The organism is Allobosea sp. 10L422, assembly GCF_056395345.1.
Genome location: NZ_JBFTJI010000003.1, coordinates 175,183 through 192,326 on the forward strand (window position 1 = coordinate 175,183; position 17,144 = coordinate 192,326).

General features: G+C 63.9%; 18 protein-coding genes. 9 read left to right on the forward strand and 9 right to left on the reverse strand.

The features are described 5' to 3' along the window. Window positions 1–11: 11 nt before the first annotated feature. The 3 genes from AC1DEZ_RS09050 to AC1DEZ_RS09060 all read left to right on the forward strand — a co-directional run bounded on the left by AC1DEZ_RS09050 (window position 12) and on the right by AC1DEZ_RS09060 (window position 3,579). Complete coding sequence (locus tag AC1DEZ_RS09050; RefSeq protein WP_476779497.1) at window positions 12–1,364, forward strand: LLM class flavin-dependent oxidoreductase; 1,353 nt, start codon at window positions 12–14, stop codon at window positions 1,362–1,364. A gap of 91 nt (window positions 1,365–1,455) precedes the next feature. Next, window positions 1,456–2,610 carry a M24 family metallopeptidase gene (locus AC1DEZ_RS09055; protein ID WP_476779668.1) on the forward strand — a complete coding sequence of 385 codons (1,155 nt, stop codon included), beginning with the start codon at window positions 1,456–1,458 and terminating at the stop codon, window positions 2,608–2,610. Between the two features lie 27 nt (window positions 2,611–2,637). Next, a complete protein-coding gene (locus AC1DEZ_RS09060; protein ID WP_476779498.1) occupies window positions 2,638–3,579 on the forward strand; it encodes an amidohydrolase family protein in 942 nt (313 codons plus the stop codon). A gap of 90 nt (window positions 3,580–3,669) precedes the next feature. On the opposite strand, the gene AC1DEZ_RS09065 is transcribed toward AC1DEZ_RS09060, so the two are convergent. The 5 genes from AC1DEZ_RS09065 to AC1DEZ_RS09085 form a co-directional block, all read right to left on the reverse strand. Further along, the gene (locus AC1DEZ_RS09065) at window positions 3,670–4,701 is read right to left on the reverse strand and encodes an MsnO8 family LLM class oxidoreductase (protein WP_476779499.1); all 1,032 of its coding nucleotides are present in this window, start codon (window positions 4,699–4,701) and stop codon (window positions 3,670–3,672) included. 55 nt (window positions 4,702–4,756) lie between these two features. Beyond that, window positions 4,757–5,713 carry an ABC transporter substrate-binding protein gene (locus AC1DEZ_RS09070; RefSeq protein ID WP_476779500.1) on the reverse strand — a complete coding sequence of 319 codons (957 nt, stop codon included), beginning with the start codon at window positions 5,711–5,713 and terminating at the stop codon, window positions 4,757–4,759. Next, window positions 5,710–6,480, reverse strand: a complete 771-nt coding sequence (locus tag AC1DEZ_RS09075) for an ABC transporter ATP-binding protein (protein ID WP_476779501.1) — start codon at window positions 6,478–6,480, stop codon at window positions 5,710–5,712. The genes AC1DEZ_RS09070 and AC1DEZ_RS09075 overlap by 4 nt, the downstream gene beginning before the upstream one ends. Continuing rightward, complete coding sequence (locus AC1DEZ_RS09080; RefSeq protein ID WP_476779502.1) at window positions 6,473–7,237, reverse strand: ABC transporter permease; 765 nt, start codon at window positions 7,235–7,237, stop codon at window positions 6,473–6,475. Before AC1DEZ_RS09080 ends, AC1DEZ_RS09075 begins: the two co-directional genes overlap by 8 nt. A 335-nt stretch (window positions 7,238–7,572) precedes the next feature. Beyond that, on the reverse strand, window positions 7,573–8,574 hold the full coding sequence (locus AC1DEZ_RS09085; RefSeq protein ID WP_441511722.1) for a helix-turn-helix transcriptional regulator: 1,002 nt from the start codon (window positions 8,572–8,574) through the stop codon (window positions 7,573–7,575). Window positions 8,575–8,771: 197 nt separating this feature from the next. On the opposite strand from AC1DEZ_RS09085, the gene AC1DEZ_RS09090 reads away from it, so the two are divergent. The 4 genes from AC1DEZ_RS09090 (at window position 8,772) to AC1DEZ_RS09105 (ending at window position 12,388) form a co-directional block, all read left to right on the forward strand. Then, a complete protein-coding gene (locus AC1DEZ_RS09090) occupies window positions 8,772–9,104 on the forward strand; it encodes a helix-turn-helix domain-containing protein (protein WP_441511721.1) in 333 nt (110 codons plus the stop codon). A gap of 227 nt (window positions 9,105–9,331) precedes the next feature. Further along, on the forward strand, window positions 9,332–10,762 hold the full coding sequence (locus AC1DEZ_RS09095; RefSeq protein ID WP_441511720.1) for a DUF1254 domain-containing protein: 1,431 nt from the start codon (window positions 9,332–9,334) through the stop codon (window positions 10,760–10,762). 60 nt (window positions 10,763–10,822) lie between these two features. Beyond that, window positions 10,823–11,179: an HdeA/HdeB family chaperone gene (locus AC1DEZ_RS09100; RefSeq protein WP_441511719.1), complete on the forward strand. Its 357-nt coding sequence runs from the start codon at window positions 10,823–10,825 to the stop codon at window positions 11,177–11,179. A 318-nt stretch (window positions 11,180–11,497) separates the two neighbouring features. Then, window positions 11,498–12,388 carry a hypothetical protein gene (locus AC1DEZ_RS09105; protein ID WP_476779503.1) on the forward strand — a complete coding sequence of 297 codons (891 nt, stop codon included), beginning with the start codon at window positions 11,498–11,500 and terminating at the stop codon, window positions 12,386–12,388. Window positions 12,389–12,498: 110 nt separating this feature from the next. Here the strand turns inward: AC1DEZ_RS09105 and AC1DEZ_RS09110 are convergent, their stop codons facing one another. Both AC1DEZ_RS09110 and AC1DEZ_RS09115 read right to left on the reverse strand, forming a co-directional pair. Then, on the reverse strand, window positions 12,499–13,446 hold the full coding sequence (locus AC1DEZ_RS09110) for a site-specific tyrosine recombinase XerD (protein ID WP_476779504.1): 948 nt from the start codon (window positions 13,444–13,446) through the stop codon (window positions 12,499–12,501). Continuing rightward, window positions 13,443–13,589: a histidine kinase gene (locus AC1DEZ_RS09115; RefSeq protein WP_441511716.1), complete on the reverse strand. Its 147-nt coding sequence runs from the start codon at window positions 13,587–13,589 to the stop codon at window positions 13,443–13,445. The genes AC1DEZ_RS09110 and AC1DEZ_RS09115 overlap by 4 nt, the downstream gene beginning before the upstream one ends. Before the next feature lie 175 nt (window positions 13,590–13,764). Between AC1DEZ_RS09115 and AC1DEZ_RS09120 the strand changes: the two genes are divergently transcribed. Next, complete coding sequence (locus tag AC1DEZ_RS09120) at window positions 13,765–14,358, forward strand: shikimate kinase (protein ID WP_441511715.1); 594 nt, start codon at window positions 13,765–13,767, stop codon at window positions 14,356–14,358. A gap of 5 nt (window positions 14,359–14,363) precedes the next feature. Beyond that, window positions 14,364–15,503, forward strand: a complete 1,140-nt coding sequence (aroB, locus tag AC1DEZ_RS09125) for a 3-dehydroquinate synthase (RefSeq protein ID WP_476779505.1) — start codon at window positions 14,364–14,366, stop codon at window positions 15,501–15,503. Between the two features lie 6 nt (window positions 15,504–15,509). Here aroB and AC1DEZ_RS09130 read toward each other — a convergent pair whose 3' ends face one another. Together AC1DEZ_RS09130 and AC1DEZ_RS09135 are read right to left on the reverse strand one after the other, a co-directional pair. Further along, the gene (locus AC1DEZ_RS09130) at window positions 15,510–15,845 is read right to left on the reverse strand and encodes a DUF1330 domain-containing protein (RefSeq protein WP_441511713.1); all 336 of its coding nucleotides are present in this window, start codon (window positions 15,843–15,845) and stop codon (window positions 15,510–15,512) included. A 99-nt stretch (window positions 15,846–15,944) separates the two neighbouring features. After that, window positions 15,945–17,057, reverse strand: coding sequence for a calcium:cation antiporter (locus AC1DEZ_RS09135; protein ID WP_441511712.1), 1,113 nt, complete (start codon window positions 17,055–17,057; stop codon window positions 15,945–15,947). Window positions 17,058–17,144: the final 87 nt, after the last annotated feature.

Consider the following 17,144-nt stretch of genomic DNA (forward strand, 5'->3'; position numbering starts at 1 on the left):
GGAGCCGCGTGATGCGATCTCGCGACACGATGACGCTCGGCCTGTTCTTCAACCACACCGGCCATCACGTCGCGTCCTGGCGCCATCCCGACGCGCAAGCCGATGCGGGCGTCAACATTCGCCACTATCTCGACATGGCGAGAACGGCCGAGCAGTCGAAATTCGACTTCCTGTTCTTCGCGGATCAGGTAGCCGTGCGCGAGGCGCATCCGGACGCGCTCAGCCGGTCGGCGCAGTATACCGCGCATTTCGAGCCTCTGACGCTCTTGTCGGCGCTGTCGGTTGTGACCGACCGGATCGGACTCGTGGCGACAGCCTCGACGAGCTACAACGAGCCCTATCATCTGGCGCGCAAATTCGCGTCGCTCGACCATCTCAGCGGCGGCCGCGCCGGCTGGAACGTCGTTACCTCAACCGCGCATGCCGAGGCCCGAAATTTCGGGCGCGACCAGCATTATGGCCACGCCGAGCGTTATGACCGGGCGCATGAATTCCTCGATGTCGTCCGCGGGCTCTGGGACAGCTGGGATGATGACGCCTTCCTGCGCGACAAGCAGAGCGGCGCTTATTTCGATCCGGCAAAGCTGCATGCGCTCGACCACAAGGGCAAGCACTTCAGCGTTCGCGGGCCGCTGAATGTTCCGCGACCGATTCAGGGCCATCCGGTCATCGTTCAGGCCGGATCCTCCGAAGATGGCCGTGAGTTCGCCGCCGCGACGGCCGAGATCGTCTTTACGGCCGAAATGGACCTCGCCAGCGCGCAGCAATATTACCGCGACGTGAAAGGCCGCATGGCGCGTTACGGCCGCCGCCCCGAACATCTGCACGTGCTCACGGGCATCAACCCGATCGTCGGCCGAACCGAGGCCGAAGCGAACGAGAAGCACGCGCACATGCAGTCGCTCATCCATCCGGTCGTCGGACGCGAAATCCTGTCGACCATGCTCGGCGGCGCGGATCTTTCATCCTGTTCGCTCGATGGTCCGCTGCCTGATCTGCCGCCGACGGACGCCAGCAAGAGCGGCCTCTATCAGAATATCGTCAAGCTGGCGCAGCGCGAAAAGCTGACGATCCGCCAGCTCTATCTCAGACTTGCGGGAGCGCGCGGAAAGCTGACGATCAAGGGATCGGTCGAGCATGTCGTCGACAAGATGGAAGAGTGGTTCCGGCAAGGCGGCAGCGACGGATTCATCGTTCAACCCTCGTATTTGCCCGGCGGCCTCGACGAATTCGCCACGCTGGCTCTGCCGGAGTTGCAGCGGCGTGGCCTGTTCCACCGCGATTATGACGGCGAAACCTTGCGCGACGGGCTGGGCCTGCCGCGCCCTGAAAGCCGCTACACGCTAACGCCTCGGACCCCTTGATCGTCATCTTCACCCACCCGCGGCCACTATCGGGAATCGCGCGCCAATGAGCATGATCGACAGATTCTCCGACCCAACCCCGCGCGCCGAAATGGAGCGCCGGTGGAGGGCCGTTCGCGAGGGCATGCGTGAGCGACAGCTCGACGCCCTGATCGTCCAAGGTGCCAACAACCTCGCCGCCGGCGGTGGCTATTTTCGCTGGTTCACCGGCCTTGGCGCATTGCCGAACCCGGCGCAGACGCTGATCGTACCGGCCGACGGCCTCATGACTCTCGTCTCCCATGGAGCCGCCGGGCGCGTCGTCGATCTCGATGATCGCGATGAGACGTTGCCCGGCGTCGGCCGCCGCGTGTTCACCGCGAATTTTCCCATGGTTCGATATGCCGGCCAACAGGACGCGGAAGCAGTCGCCGCCGAGATTGCGCACTCTGGCTTTCAAGCGGTCGGGCTTGTCGGCGCGAACGCCATGTATCACGGCTTCGCGTCCGGGCTTCAGAGACGCGCCGGCAATATCAGCTGGTCCGACGCCAGCGACCTTGTCGACGATGCGCGCGCCGTCAAAAGCGACGTCGAGCTCGACTTCATTCGTCGCGCGGCCGCGATGCAGGACGACATCTTCGCGCGCATCGGCGCGTTCATCCAGCCCGGCATGCGCGATTTCGAAGTGATGGCCTGCGCCTATTATCTCGGCCAGACGATGGGCAGTCAGACCGGCTATTTTCTCGGCTCCTCGGCCGCTGCGGGCGCACCGACGCCAATGCTCATCCGCCCGTTCCATGGCCGCACGCTGCGCGAGGGCGATACGTTGCTGCTGCAGGCGGAGAATAGCGGGCCAGGCGGATATTTCGTCCATATCGCGCGGCATTTCACGCTCGGCAAGGCGCCGGCCGAGTTGGCCGACGGCTTCGCCCGCATGGCCGAGGCGCAGGATTTCACCGTGTCGCTTCTCTCGGCCGGCGCACGGTGCGACGAAATCCTCGCAGCCTACAACGACTATATGGTCCGTCGCGGCTTTCCGCCGGAGCGCCGCGTCCATTGCCATGGCCAGGGTTGCGACGCCGTGGAACGACCGCTGGCGCATGCCGAGGAGACGATGGCGATCGCGCCCGGCATGAATATCGGCATCCATCCGAGCCTCTCGACCGACCGGCTGTTCGTGACCGTCTGCGACAATTTCCTGACCCGGTCCGACGGCATCGCCGAGCGGCTGCACAAGACGCCTCGCGCGATCGTCGAATTGAACTGAGGCGCCCGGGCTATCGAGGATCGAAGCATGTCGTCCGACATTGTCGCCGTTGAAGAGCATTTTCGGACGCCGAGACTGCGCGATCTGCGGCGCGGCCATGACGTGATGAGCAGCGCCGCACTCGACGCGGCGCTCACCGATCTTGGAGCCGGCCGCATCGCCGCGATGGACGCCGCCGGCATCGGCGTGCAGATTTTATCCGAAGTGGAGCCTGGAGCGCAGAATTTCGAGGCTGTGGACTCCGTCCGGCTTGCGCGGTTGTCGAACGATCTTCTGGCCGCAGCGGTGGAGCGCCACCCCGACCGCTTCTGCGGCCTTGCCATGTTGCCGACGCCGGATCCGAAGGAGGCGGCCAGGGAGCTTGAACGACGCGTTTCCGCAAACGGTTTCCGCGGCGCCATGATCCATGGGCTGACCCGCGGCGAGTTCATCGACGCGCGCAAATATTGGGGCATTTTCGAGCGCGCGGAAGGATTGGGCGTTCCGATCTATATCCATCCCGCGACGCCCGCCGCTCCGGTGATAGATGCCTATTACAAGGATTATCCGGTCCTGATCCGCGGCGCGCTCGGCTTCACGGTCGAGGCGGCGACGATAGCGATGCGGCTGGTGCTCAGCGGTGTGCTGGATGCATTCCCGAAACTGCAGATCGTGCTTGGCCATCTCGGCGAGGGCCTGCCCTTCATGATGGAGCGTTGCGACGCGATCATCGCCCGGCATGTCACGATGAAGCGGCGGTTCCGCGAGTATTTTCGCGGCCATTTCCATCTGTCGACGAGCGGCAATTTCTCCCACCCCGCCCTCGCCTGCGCTCTGGCGGAAATCGGCGCCGAGCGCGTGCTGTTCGCCGTCGATTATCCGTTCTGGTCGAACACCGAGGCACGCGCTTTCATCGATTCCGCTGCGATCAGCGACCTGGATCGCGACAGCATCATGTGGGCGAATGCGCGGGCCCTGTTCGCGCTCTGATCCAACGCGCACAGCGTCGGATAGAGCATCGACGTCGCTATTTCGGGCAAGCCGTCAGGCGCGCGTTGGCGCGAGGCGTTCTCCACGAACCTATGGGCAGACGGCGGCGCGACGCGATTGCCCGACAGCAGCGGCAAGAAGTTCGTAGTTGCGCAAGCGGAGCCCCGGATCGTCCAGAAAATCCTGGATCATGAACTCGTCGATTCCGGTCCGCTCCGCCATGCGCGACAGCGTTGCCATCACGCGCTCCGGCGTGCCGATGACATAGGCGGGCCATTCGGCGGTCTCTGCGGGGATCATTCCGCCCATGATGGCGATCGCTTCGTCGAGATCGGGCAGATGCGGCACCATGACCCGTTCCGGAGACCGCCGAAGCTTGAACACCGCGCGCACCGGCATGGCAAGCCGCTCCGCCTCCTCCTGTGTCTCGCCGACGATGACGCGCACGGCGATGAAGGCCTGCGGGGTGTCGATGCCGGCGGCGTAACGGGAGGGCGTAAAATTCCTCGCATAGGCGGCCGCCGCATGCGGAGCCTGTTCGGGCTTATGAAAGGCGCTGCAGGCGAGGCCGAGGCCCAGGGCCGCGGCCCTCTCGGCGCTTTCCTCGCTGACAGCGAGGATCCACGGCAATGGTCCGGGAGGCTCGTCCGGCATGATCCGGATGCCGCGAAAGGGTGAAGCGGCGGGCAGATCATTGCCGAGCCAGCCGATCAGTTCCTCGACATGCGCTGCATGGTCGTCCGGAAGCGAAGCATCCCGCAGTCGCTGCAGGGCGTGGTCGGCCAGCGGACCTGCCGTGGCGCGGCCGATCCCGACATCGATGCGGCCGGGAAACAGAGCGCTCAAGGTGCGCATCGCCTCGGCGACCTTGTAGGGGCTGTAATGGTTCAGAAGCACGCCGCCGACCCCGATCCTGATCCGCGAGGTCGCGCCGGCCAGCGCCGCGGCGAAGACCTCCGGTGCGGGGTTGGCCTCGAAGGCGACGTCGTGATGCTCGACGACCCAATAGCGGGTGAAGCCGAGCTGCTCGGTTGCCCGCGCCATGGCGATCGCTGTCCGCAGAGCATCGCCGGAAGTGCCGCCTTTCGGCAGCACGATGGGATCGAGAATCGAAAGGCGCATGATTCCGGTACCGGGCATAGGCGGCGCCGGCCGAGCCGGCCGGCGCCGCGCTGGCTTACTTCAGGGTGAAGGCGGAGGGCGCGACAAGGCTCGTCTTGATGTCGATCGCCTTGGCCTTGGGCAGCATGCCCGCCTGGATCATGAAGTCCTGATCTTCGGACAGATTGGCGATGTCGGCCTCGGTCATCGCGGGCGTGAAATCGTAGAGAGGCATCTGCGCGCGGGCATCCTCTATGGAGATCTTCTGCTCCTTCGCCGCGATCGCCAGCGCCTCCTCCGGGTTCTTGGCCATGAAGTCGAGAGCTTTGCGATGGGCCTCGAAATAGGCGGCGAGCAGATCGGGATGCTGTTCGGCAAAAGCCGTGCGGGCCCCGATCACCGTCGTCGGCTTGATCAGTCCTTCGCCACTGGTCAGCGCCTTGCCGCCAGCCTTCTCGACCAGGGTGACGTTGGCGCCGGCAAGCGTCGCGACGTCGACCTGGCCCGCGAGCAGGGCCGCCCGCGCCGCCGGCAGGTCCATATTGATGTATTCGACGTCGTTCAGCGTCAGCTTCTGCGAGGCGAGCGCCGCGACCAGCAGCTGGTTCAGCACCGTGCCCTTCGGCCCGGCGATCTTCTTGCCCTTGAGATCGGCGATCTTCGCTGGGCCATCCGCACGGGTCATCAGGAAATAGGCCTTGGGCGAGCGGGCATAGGCCGCCACGACCTTGAGGTCGACACCATTGGCGCGCGCGAGGATCGCCGAGGTGCCGCCGAGCACGCTGGCGATATCGATTTCGCCGGCAGCGAGGGCCTGCGTCTGCTGGGCGCCCGAGGTGATCTCGGGATTCTCCACCTTGATGCCGAACTTGGCGAAGGCCTCGTCGAGATAGCCCTTCTCGCGCATCACGATGGACGGCACGTTGAAGGGCGCGGTCACATAGGTGACGCGGACCGTCTTCGGTTTGTCCGCGGCCACCGCGGGGCCGATCAGCAATGCGAGCGCAAGGCCCAGGGCAGCGAGACGTTTCATCGGGAGGGCTCCTTGTCGAGGGCGGGATGCATTGCGGATGCGGAGTTCCGCCCTGGTGCGGTGAGATTGGCGAGGATGCGCCGGCGGTGATCGTTCACGGCGGTCGCCGTCGGATCGCGCGGGAACGGCAGATCGATCGGTTCATGGCCGACGACACGGCCCCGCTCGAGCTCGAGCACATGCTGACCGAGCAGGACGGCTTCCTCGACATCATGGGTGACGAAGACGATGGTCGGCCGCTTCTTCTGCCAGATCGCGATCAGTTCGTTCTGCATGGCGCGGCGGGTGAAGGCGTCGAGCGCTGCGAAGGGCTCGTCGAGCAGCAGCAGATCCGGTTCCGTCACCAGGGCTCTGGCGATCGCGACGCGTTGCGCCATGCCGCCCGATAGCTGGCTGGGCATGGCGTCGGCGAAGGCGGACAGCCCGACGGTTTCGAGAGCGGCGCGGCTGCGTTCCTCGGCGACCGAGGCGGGCAAGCGTCGGCGCAGGCCGAAGGCGACATTGCTGAGCGCGTCGAGCCAGGGCATCAACCGTGCCTCCTGAAAGACGACACCCGTTCGCACGGGGCCGGCCTGGCGCATCAGCTCACCGCTGGTCGGCAGCTCGAGGCCGGCGAGAAGGCGCAGCAAGGTGGTCTTCCCGCAGCCGCTGCGGCCGACCACGGTCGTGATCGAGCCCCGCGGGAAGGCCAGATCGACGTCGGCGAGGGCGACGACCTCCGTCTCGCCCAACCGATAGGTCTTGCCGAGATGGCGCGCCTCAAGCACGCGCCATCTCCAGATCGCCGGACAGCCAGCTTGCCTTGCGGCTGATGAGGTATCGAAGCAGGTGATCGCTGATGAGACCGAGCACTCCGATCACCAGGATGCCGGCCAGGACGATGTCGGTGCGCGCGAGGTTCTCCGCGTCGACGATCATGTAGCCGAGGCCGGCGGAGGAGGCGATGAGCTCGGCGCCGACCAAGGCCCGCCAGCTATAGCCGAGGCCGATGCGCAGGCCGACCACGATCGACGGCAAGGCAGAGGGGAGGACGATCCGCAGCATGATCTCGGCGCGGCTGAAACCGTAGACCGTTCCGACATCGATGAGCTTGCGGTCGACGGCGGCGATGCCGCCGCGAACACCCAGGAAGATCGGGAAGAAGCAGGACAGAACGATGATCCCGATCTTCTGCGTCTCGCCGATGCCGAGCCACAGGATCAGCAGCGGCATCATTGCCAGCGGCGGGATCTGGCGAAGGAACTCCAGCAGCGGCTCGACCATGCGGCGTAGCGCTCCGCTGAGACTGAACAGCAGCGCGACGGGAACGGCCAGGCCGATCGCGACCAGATAACCCGCGCCGACACGCTTCAGACTGACCAGCATATGCTTGGCGAGGACACCCGAGCCGGACAGCTCGATCAGCGTTTCCAGCACGGTCCGCGGCGACGGCAGCAGGAAGGGCGTAACCCAGCCGGAGGTGCTCGCCACATGCCACGCCGCCAGCGTCGCGACAAAAACCGCCAGCGTTGAAAGTCGTGGCATTCAAGGTGACCAAAAATCGAAAGCGCTTGCCCTGTAGTCCTCTGAGCAGGAATAGCAAGCGAAAGTCTCTTGAATAGAATTATTCTAAACCAAAAATACCAAACCGAATTGAGAGATGCTCAAAATCAGAAACGCGAATTTGGATTCACCTCAAGTATAAAACGTACACTTCGATATATACGTCGGAACATGATGTTAAACATCTATGCAGGCAGTTTCCGCGTTCGCGTCCACACATCGTCAGGGCTCGACGATCTCTCAACGCAATGCGCGCGGCCGGACATCGGCAGAGCGTCGCAGACACCAAGGCCAAGCGGCGGACGGAGACGGCGAGGCTATCGCGATCTCGCTTCATCGCGAAAACGACGCGGGGTCGTACCTGACATGCGGCGGAATGCGCGGGTGAAGTGCGCCGGGTCCGCGTAGCCTGCGGCAAACGCCACGTCGATCACTTTGACGTCCGTCGTCAGCAGAAGCTTGGCCGCTTTTTCAAACCGGGCGGCTTCGAGCAGTTCCGAGTAGGTGAGGCCGGCGACCGAGAGCCGGCGCTGAAGGCTCCGGACGCTGGTCCCCGCCATCTCGGCGATCTCCGCGACGCTCGGAACCCCTTCGTCCAGATAGGAGGGCAACATCAACCTGAGTGCACCGATGATTTCCCCCCCGGCCGGCCCGACATCCTCGTCGAGAAAATCAAGCGGCACCTCGCTCACACGGCCGGGAAATCCCATGAAGGAGAGCGGCACTTCGATCCACGAAGCAAATTGTCCGGAAAGAAACCGCGTATTGGGCCATCGGGCTTGGGTTTCTGCGCTTGGACGGTAGCGAGCTTCGAATGCTATTGTTGCGGGCTTCCATTCGGGCCCAGCGAATTGTTGTACGATATGAATCGAAAAAATATTCTGAAGCCACTGCGAATGTTCGAGGTGAGGGATGCCTGATGTGCCGATCAGCTTGCTGCATACCTTGATATGATCATCGGCCCGTTCGAGCCACATATTGAGAACGTTGTCCTCCAGCGTCGCCCATTTGCAGACTTGCTGCAGAGCGGTGAACAGCGTCGGTGAACATCCGATGACCGCCCGGAACTTCGCGCTGAGGTGGCAAAACTGAAGTCGCTTCGCTGCCTGAAATCCGAAATCCACGATACCTTGCGATCTCTGTGCTTCCTCGGCGAATTCAACCGCGCGCAGCAGAGGCATGAAATCGTCTGCCTTCTCCTCGAGCGAAGTGGGAAGCCGGGATTTTTCCAGCAATGATGCAGTAGGAGCGCCAATCTCATCGCAGATATCGGCGAAAGGGATGACGAATTGGCAGCGTGCTAAAGGAATATTTCTCATAACGATCGCCTCCCCCAAGGCTACCCGACGGAACTACTTCTCGTATCAATGCCAGGCCATGATCTACCTGTTACGAAGCGAAATCTCTCGCCATCCCGATTTTGGCGGGCGATGGCCAGACGAGTGATCTAATCGATCGTTAATTGGCACGCTGAGTGGACGGAGACACGAAGGTTCCGGCCCTTCGTGACAAGGTAATGAAGCTCGGACATATCCCCTCCGAACACGCAGTGCGAGAAGCTGTCGCGGCGTCATTGCAGAGTGGCGCATCCCTTCGACATATTGCAAGTCGACTCGGAGTTAGCGCCCGCTCACTTCAACGGCACCTGGCAGCGCAGGCAACCAGTCATAGCGAAATCGTCGCCGAAGTCCGGCTTGCCACCGCCTGCCGCCTGCTGACTGAAACCAACGAGACGATTTCGCGGATTGCTCTGCTCCTCGGCTATACCGGCCCGACCAGCTTTTCCCGCAGCTTCAGGCGCCTGATGAAAACCCAGCCTGCACGTTACAGGCGGCAGCAACGCAAATGACGGCGCTTCAGCCCAAACGCCGGCATGGAGCACTTTCCCGCACACGCGCTTTTGGCGCGAAATGGCAAGATTCCGCGCGAGCGGGGACGCCAAATGCCCAAGCTTAAATCGCCGTCGCCGAAGGGCAATCGAGCTCAGCGGCGCGGTTTCGCGAGGAGTGCCCGGAGGCGCGCTGCTGCAAGTGCTCACCGGCTCGCTTCGGCCTGGCGCAAGGTGGAAGGTGCACAATGAAGATCACTCGGCGAACTGCAGCCTTCGGCGGCATAGGCGCACTGACAAGCGCGACGATGGGGCACTCGGCACTCGCCGAGCAAGGGGCCTTCCTCGGCATCGGCGAAGGCCTGGAGGATTTTTGGCTCGCGACCGACGCCTACATCTTCGGTTATCCGCTGGTCACCATGGAGATGACCCGGCGGATCATCACCAATGTGGCCGAGCCCGTGGGAACGCGGGGTCCGATGGGACATATCATCAAGCTGCGCAGCTATCCCGACGCGTCCTTCCGTGACGTCACTGCGCCCAACGCGGATACGCTTTACACCACCTCGTTCTTCGATGTCGGAAAGGAACCCTGGGTCCTCAGCGTTCCCGACATGAAGGGACGATACTTCCTGCTGCCGATGCTCGACGGCTGGACGACGGTCTTCCAGGTCCCGGGCAAGCGCACGACCGGCACCGGTGCGCAGACCTATGCGATCACCGGCCCCGGCTGGAAAGGCACTTTGCCGGACGGCGTGAAGGAATATAAATCCCTGACGAACATCGTCTGGCTGCTCGGGCGGATCTACTGCACCGGCACGCCCGAGGACTACGCGGCAGTCCACAAGCTGCAAGACGAGTTCAAGCTCGTTCCGCTCAGCGCCTACGGCAAGCCTTATACGCCGCAGCCCGGGAAGGTCGATCCGTCGATCGACATGAAGACCCCGGTGCGAGATCAGGTCAACCGCATGGATGCGGTGTCCTACTTCAAACTGCTCAGCGAGTTGATGAAGAGCAATCCGCCATCGGACGCCGATGCTCCCGAGCTGGCGCGGTTTGCGCGCATCGGCATCGTCCCGGGGCAGGATTTCGACGAGAGCAAATTCAAGGTCGACCTGGCGAAGCGCATCCCGGAAGTCGCCTTTGACAGGATCATGCTGCAATTCAAGATCAACAGGGCGATCAAGAACGAGAACGGCTTTGCCTTTACGACAAAGACCGGCATCTACGGCACCGACTATCTGATGCGGGCGCTTGTAACCGCCATCGGTCTCGGCGCCAATCGCCCCCAGGATGCAGTCTATCCGACCTCGCAACACGATGCCGCGGGCCGCAAATACAACGGGGCCAACAAATACGTCATGCGTTTCCCCAAAGGGCATTTGCCGCCCGTGGAGGGGTTCTGGTCGCTGACCATGTATGACGACAAGTATTTCTTCGTGAACAACCCGCTCAACCGGTACTCGATCAGCCCCCGCGAGAACCTGCAATCCAATCCGGACGGCTCCACCGATCTGTATATCCAGCACGAATCGCCCGGCAAGGATAAGGAGTCGAACTGGCTCCCCGCGCCGGCCGGCGACTTCATCCTGATGCTTCGCATGTATTGGCCGAGCGAAACCGATCCGTCGATCATCAATGGAACCTGGACGATACCCGCCGTCACGAAACAGACTTGAAAAGGTTACTGCAAAATTTTCTTAAGATAATTTCCGGCACAATTCTGTGAGGTGATTAAAATGAACGGAAAATTACTGTCTGCATCGCTCTTGGCGATCGTGCTTGCCACCCCCGCGGTCGCACAGACCATGCTGAGCTCGTATGCAGACGAGAATGGTTACATCGACGTGCAGAAATTGACCTGCGCGCAGCTGGCCGGTACGTTTCAAGAAGACGCCGACATGCTGACGACTTGGTACAGCGGGTGGTACAATGGCCTTGCGCGAAAGCACATGCTCAACGTCAAGCGTGGAAAAGAGGCGGAGCACGAGGTCATTCAATACTGCAAGGCCAATCCGAACAAGCGCGTGATCGAGGCCATCGCCGTCGTGTTCAAGGATATGCGCGTCGAGCGCGGCATCGAGATGAAGCCTTAATTCGAAGGCGCTGCCCTTCCGCTGACTATCCGGGTCGGATTACCGGCCCGGCCCATGATCCGAACTCAAAAAAGGGGCGATCACAATGACATCACTTCGATTGATTGGTTCGGTCGTCTTGGCGAGCGCCATTCTCACCGGCTGTCAAACGTCGCAATCGCGGCAAGAGCAACTCGCCACGATCTGCGCAGACCCTGCCAACAGGCAACCCCAGACGGCCTATTTTTCGGAATGCCAGACCCTTTACCCGTCCTCGAATCGGGCTCTACAAAGGAACTACCGACTCGGCGCACCCACGGGCGATTAAGGGCAACTGCATTGACTCTCAGCGCCAGACATTGCGGGCTTTCCATCCTTGTCGCCCTGACCCTCGGCAGCGCGAGGGCCGAGGCTGCTGATTTGCCGCCCCCGGCCCCGCCTGTGCCGCCTGCCATGACATCGGCATGGACGTTCCGCTTCACCCCCTATGGTTGGCTCACATCCCTCAACGGAAATCAGACCGTAAAGGGGAGAACCGCCAAGGTCTCGGCAAGCTTCATCGACATCGTCGATGCCACCGCGGGAAATGGCGGCACGCTCGTCGGTCTGATGGGGGATTTGGAGGCCCGCAACGGGCCCCTGGCGTTCTACGGCAATTTCGTCTGGACAAAACTCGGCATAGACCGCAGCAACGTCAGGTCGCGCGGTGTGGTGCCGGGGGTGACCGGCACGGTCGGGACCTCAGGCGATATGAGCGTCTCAATGGCAACGCTCGAGGTCGGCTCCGCATACGAGGTCGCACGCTTCGGTTCTGTGGGGTTTGATGTCCTGGGGGGCGCACGTTACTGGTATCAGCGCGCCGAGCTGTCGTTTGACCGCGCGACGACAACCGACATCGGCGATCTCAGTTTTGCGCGCAACCTGGCCATTGCCCGTTCCGGTTCGGTGGACTGGCTAGACGGCTTTGTCGGCGCCCGCATGCGGGTCGCCGTGGCTCCCGGGCAGGAATTGCTTCTGCGCAGCGATATCGGCGGGGGCGGCAGCAAGTTCTCTTGGCAGGCCATCGCAGCATATAGCTTCGATTTCGCCGAGAAGAACGGCGTCACCTATTCCGGCATCATCGGCTACCGCGCGCTCTACGTCGACTATGAGCAGGGAGAGGGGCGTCGACGCTACGCGTTCGATATGCTCCAGCATGGACCGGTCGTGGGGCTCAGCCTGCGGTTCTAGGCACAAGAGAGCCGTTCGGATGCGAGAGCCAGTGAGCCGCGCGGCCTGATGGGAGCGGATGATGCGATTTGGCCTGTCGATGCAGGCAATCTCGGCCGGCCGCGTCGACCTCACTCTTTGCCGGTTTCGCGATCTCCATCCGCCAGGGGATGGAGATCGCGCACCATACTCTTCAGCCTCTCGTCGAGGACATGTGTGTAGATCTGCGTCGTCGCGATATCGGCGTGGCCGAGCAGTTCCTGCACCACCCTCAAATCGGCGCCGTTCTGCAGCAGGTGGCTGGCGAAGGCGTGGCGCAGCACGTGCGGGCTCAGAGCCGGAGCTGAAAGCCCTGCCGCTCCGCCCAGCGTCTTGAGATCGCGCGCGAAGACCTGCCGCGTCAGGTGCCCGCTCTCGCCATCGGACGGGAAGAGCCAGCGCCCATCGGCCAGCCCCGCCTCCGTCAAGCCCGTCAGCCAGTCCCGCGCGGCCTGGCGCGCCGCCTCGTTCAGCGGCACCAGCCTTTCCTTGTCGCCCTTGCCGCGCACGATCAGGAAGCGTTCGCGCGTCGTCGCCGCCGAGCGCGGCAGTGCGATCAGCTCGGAGACGCGCAGGCCCGTGGCATAGAGCATCTCGACGAGGCAGCGCATCCGCAAGGCCTTCAGCCGCGCGGCGGGTGTCAGCCCTTCCTGCAGACAGGCGATCTGCGCGGCTTCGAGCAGGCGGTCGACATCGCCGACGGAAACGACCTTCGGCAACGGCCTCCCCTGCCTCGGCCCGGATATCGCTGCGGTCGGGTCGGTCCCCGCGAGACCTTCGGTGTAGAGGAAGCGGTGGAACTGCCTGACGGCGGACAGCCTGCGTGCCGCGGACGAGGCCTTGAGCCCGCGCTCCGAAAGATCCACCAGCCAGCCGCGAATGTCCTCGGGGGTCGCCTCCCCCGGCGCCTTGCCGCCGAGGAATTCGAGATAATCCTCGATATCGCGCTCATAGGCCGCGAGCGTGTTGCGCGCCGCGCCGCGCTCGGCCGCCAGCATATCGAGGAAGGCATTCAGCCGCTGGCGCGACAGGCGGCTCATTTCGGTTGCAGTTTCGCCGGCGGTACGATCTCGACCATCTCGCGCTGCACCGGCTGGACGAAAGTCACAAGCGCAATCATGCCCCCGAAGATCAGACCGGCGATGATCGCGACGAAGGCGAGGAAACGGAATAACGTCGGCACGTCGGGCTGACTTTCGCAATCGCGCGATCTTGGGCCGAGTTACTATCCGCGATGCCGTCCACATCGCGCAAGGGCTGGCACGCCACAGCTGCGCGCAAAGCGCGGCCAAAAAGCCATGACGAAGGCATGACGCGGCCGGCAGCCGCGTGCTACAGGCCCTTCCAAGGAAAATAGATTGATGACCGCCGCTGCCACCATCGCCGCCCCGGACATGGCCGATCTCCGCACCGCCCTCGGCGGGCGCGCCATCGTGCTCGTCGGCATGATGGGCTCCGGCAAGAGCTCGGTCGGGCGCCGGTTGGCCTCGCGGCTCGGCATGCCCTTCATCGACGCCGATGTGGAAATCGAGACGGCGGCCCGCATGACGATCCCCGAGATCTTCGAGCAGCGCGGCGAGGCCGAGTTCCGCCAGGGCGAACGGCGCGTGATCAGCCGCATCCTCGAGACGCAGTCGCCCGTCGTGCTGGCGACCGGCGGCGGCGCCTTCATGAATGCCGAGACGCGCGAGCGGATCAAGCAGTTCGGTATCTCGGTCTGGCTCAAGGCCGAGCCGGATGTGCTGATGCGCCGCGTCCGCAAACGCTCGAACCGCCCGCTGCTCCAGACTGCCGATCCGGAGGCGACGCTGCGCCGGATGCTGGCCGAGCGCGAGCCCGTCTATGCCCTCGCCGACCTGACCATCCTGTCGAGCGACGAGCCTCACGAAATCGTGGTCGGCGACACCATTGCCGCATTGAACGGCTATCTGCGCCTGACGGCCGGAGAATAAACGTCATGAACGCCACCCTGACCGAGAAGGCCGGCGCGCGCATCGTCGTCCCCGTCGCGCTCGAAGGCCGCGCCTACGACATCCATATCGGCCGCCACCAGCTCTGCGAGGCGGCGGCTCTGATCGCCGCCTTCGCGCCGGGAGCAAGGGCTGCCCTAGTTACCGATACGAGCGTCGCCGCCCTGCACGGCGCCGCCTTCGAGACCTGCCTGCGTCAGGAGGGCATCACCGCGACCCGCATCACCATCCCCCCGGGCGAGGGCTCGAAATCCTATGCCCAGTTCATCGCGCTCTGCGACGCGCTGCTAGCGGCGAAGGTCGAACGCAACGACCTCGTCATCGCCTTCGGCGGCGGCGTTGTCGGCGACCTCACCGGCTTTGCTGCAGCGGTGCTCCGGCGCGGCGTACGCTTCGTCCAGGTGCCGACCACCTTGCTGGCTCAGGTCGATTCCTCCGTCGGCGGCAAGACCGGCATCAACTCGCCATATGGCAAGAATCTGATCGGCGCCTTCCATCAGCCCGCTCTGGTCATCGCCGATACCGCCCTGCTGGACACGCTGAGCGAGCGCGAGTTCAAGGCCGGCTATGCCGAGGTGGTGAAGTACGGGCTGATCGACGATCCCGCTTTCTTCGACTGGTGCGAGGCGAACTGGAGCCGCGTCATCGCCGGCGGGCCGGAGCGTGACCATGCCGTCGCCGTCTCCTGTCGCGCCAAGGCGGCGATCGTCACCCGCGACGAGCGCGAGGAGGGCGACCGCGCCCTGCTCAATCTCGGCCACACCTTCGCCCATGCGCTGGAGCGGCTGACAAACTACGACTCCAGCCGGCTCGTCCATGGCGAGGCTGTCGCCATCGGCCTGGCGCTCGCCTTCCGCTTCTCGCAGCGCCTCGGGCTCTGCTCCGGCCAGGACGCCGTGCGGGTCGCGCGTCATCTCGACCATGTCGGCCTGCCCAGCCGTCTGCAGCAGGTGCCGGGCGGGGCGGGCAGCGCCGATCAGATCGTCGAGGCGATGGCGCAGGACAAGAAGGTCAAGCGCGGCGTCCTGACCTTCATCCTCGCCCGCGGCATCGGCAAGAGCTTCATAGCGCCGGGAGTCGCGACCGATGAGGTCCGCAGCTTCATCGAGGCCGAACTGGCGGCCTGACCGGGGTCAAGCCAGCCCGGCCTTGGCAAGGAAATCTGTTGCGCGATAGCCGGGCGCCACGCCCTTCACGATCATCGTCGCGCCGCGCGAATTCTCCGTCCTGAGCGGTAGGATCTCGCGATAGGCTGGTGAAGCGTACCAGGCGCGCGCTCGCTCCATATCGGGAAAGGCGATGATCACGAGATCGCCCGGCCATGGCCCCTCGACGATCTCGGGCGTCGCGCCATGAAGCAGGAACTGGCCTTCATAGGGCACAAGCGTCGCGTCGATGCGCTTGATGTAGTCGATGATCTCGGGCCCGAGGCGCACATCCTGCAGATGGGCGATGGCGTAGGCGGTCATGATCGTCTCCCTGGCAGCCGTCTAAGGGCCGGCCGTTGCAAGAGACCATGACGCGCTGCGCGGCGCGGGTCGATTACCTGCGAGGTTATCGCACGCCGGTCAGGGGCTGAACACCAGTACGAGGAAGACGAAGAACACGGCGAGATGCACCGCCCCTTCCAGCATGGTGGTGCGGGTGCCGGTGAAGGTCAGCGTCGAGAGCAGCAGCGTCATGGCGGCGATCACCATGTTCGTCGCCGACAGGCCGAGCACGACCGGCTGGCCGGTGAAGACACCGATCAGCAGCACCGCGGGCACGGTCATGCCGAGCGTCGAGGCCGCCGCGCCCAGGCACAGATTGACCGCGCGCTGGAGCTGATTGGCTGTGATCGCCCGCAGTGCCGCGATGCATTCCGGCGTGAACACCACCATCGCGATCAGGATGCCGCCGAGCGCCGCCGGGGCGCCGAGCTGAGCGATGCCGAAATCGAGCACCTTCGCCAGGCTTTTCGACAGGATGACGATCGGCAGGATGTTGGCAAGCAGCAGGCCGACGCGCGGCAGCAATTCACCCACGGAAGACGGCGAAGCCGCCCCTTCTTCCGCTGCAGCCGATGCCGACGCCGGCTTGCCGTCCTCCTCGGGTTCCCGGAAGAACATGCTGTGCCGGCCCGTCTGGAGCGCAAGGAAGGCGCCGTACAGGGCGACCGTGAAGATCGAAAAGGCGATCGCCTGGAACGAGGTCAGCGTCCCGTCCGGCGTCGAGGTCGTGAAATTCGGCAGGAAGAGCGGGATCACGGTCAGCGGGATGATCACGGCCAGATAGGACGTGGCGCCCTTGAGATTGTAGCGCTGCTGGAAATGCCTGAGTCCACCGATGAGCAGCCCGACGCCGACCACGCCGTTGAGCACGATCATCAGCACCGCGAACATCGTGTCGCGGCCGAGCGTCGGCGCGCCTTGCGCGCCCAGCATGACGGCGCCGACCAGCGCCACCTCGATGATGACGATCGATAGGGTCAGAAGCAGCGTGCCATAGGGCTCGCCGAGCCTTTCCGCCAGTTCCTCGGCCTCATGCACCACGCCGAAGGACGACCAGACGATGATTCCGAGCAGCCAGAGAAAGAGAAGCAGCGACGGCAGCGGCCCGCCAAGCTGACCGAGCAAAGTGTCGCCGAACAGGAGGAAGGCGGCAACCGAAGCCCAGGCACAGGCAAGGCGAAGGATCATCATCGTCGTCGTCACACGGAAGTTCTGTTGCGGGAAGGGCGCGACCTAATAAGCGGGAAAGGCGACATCGGCGCAACGGCTGATGTCGCA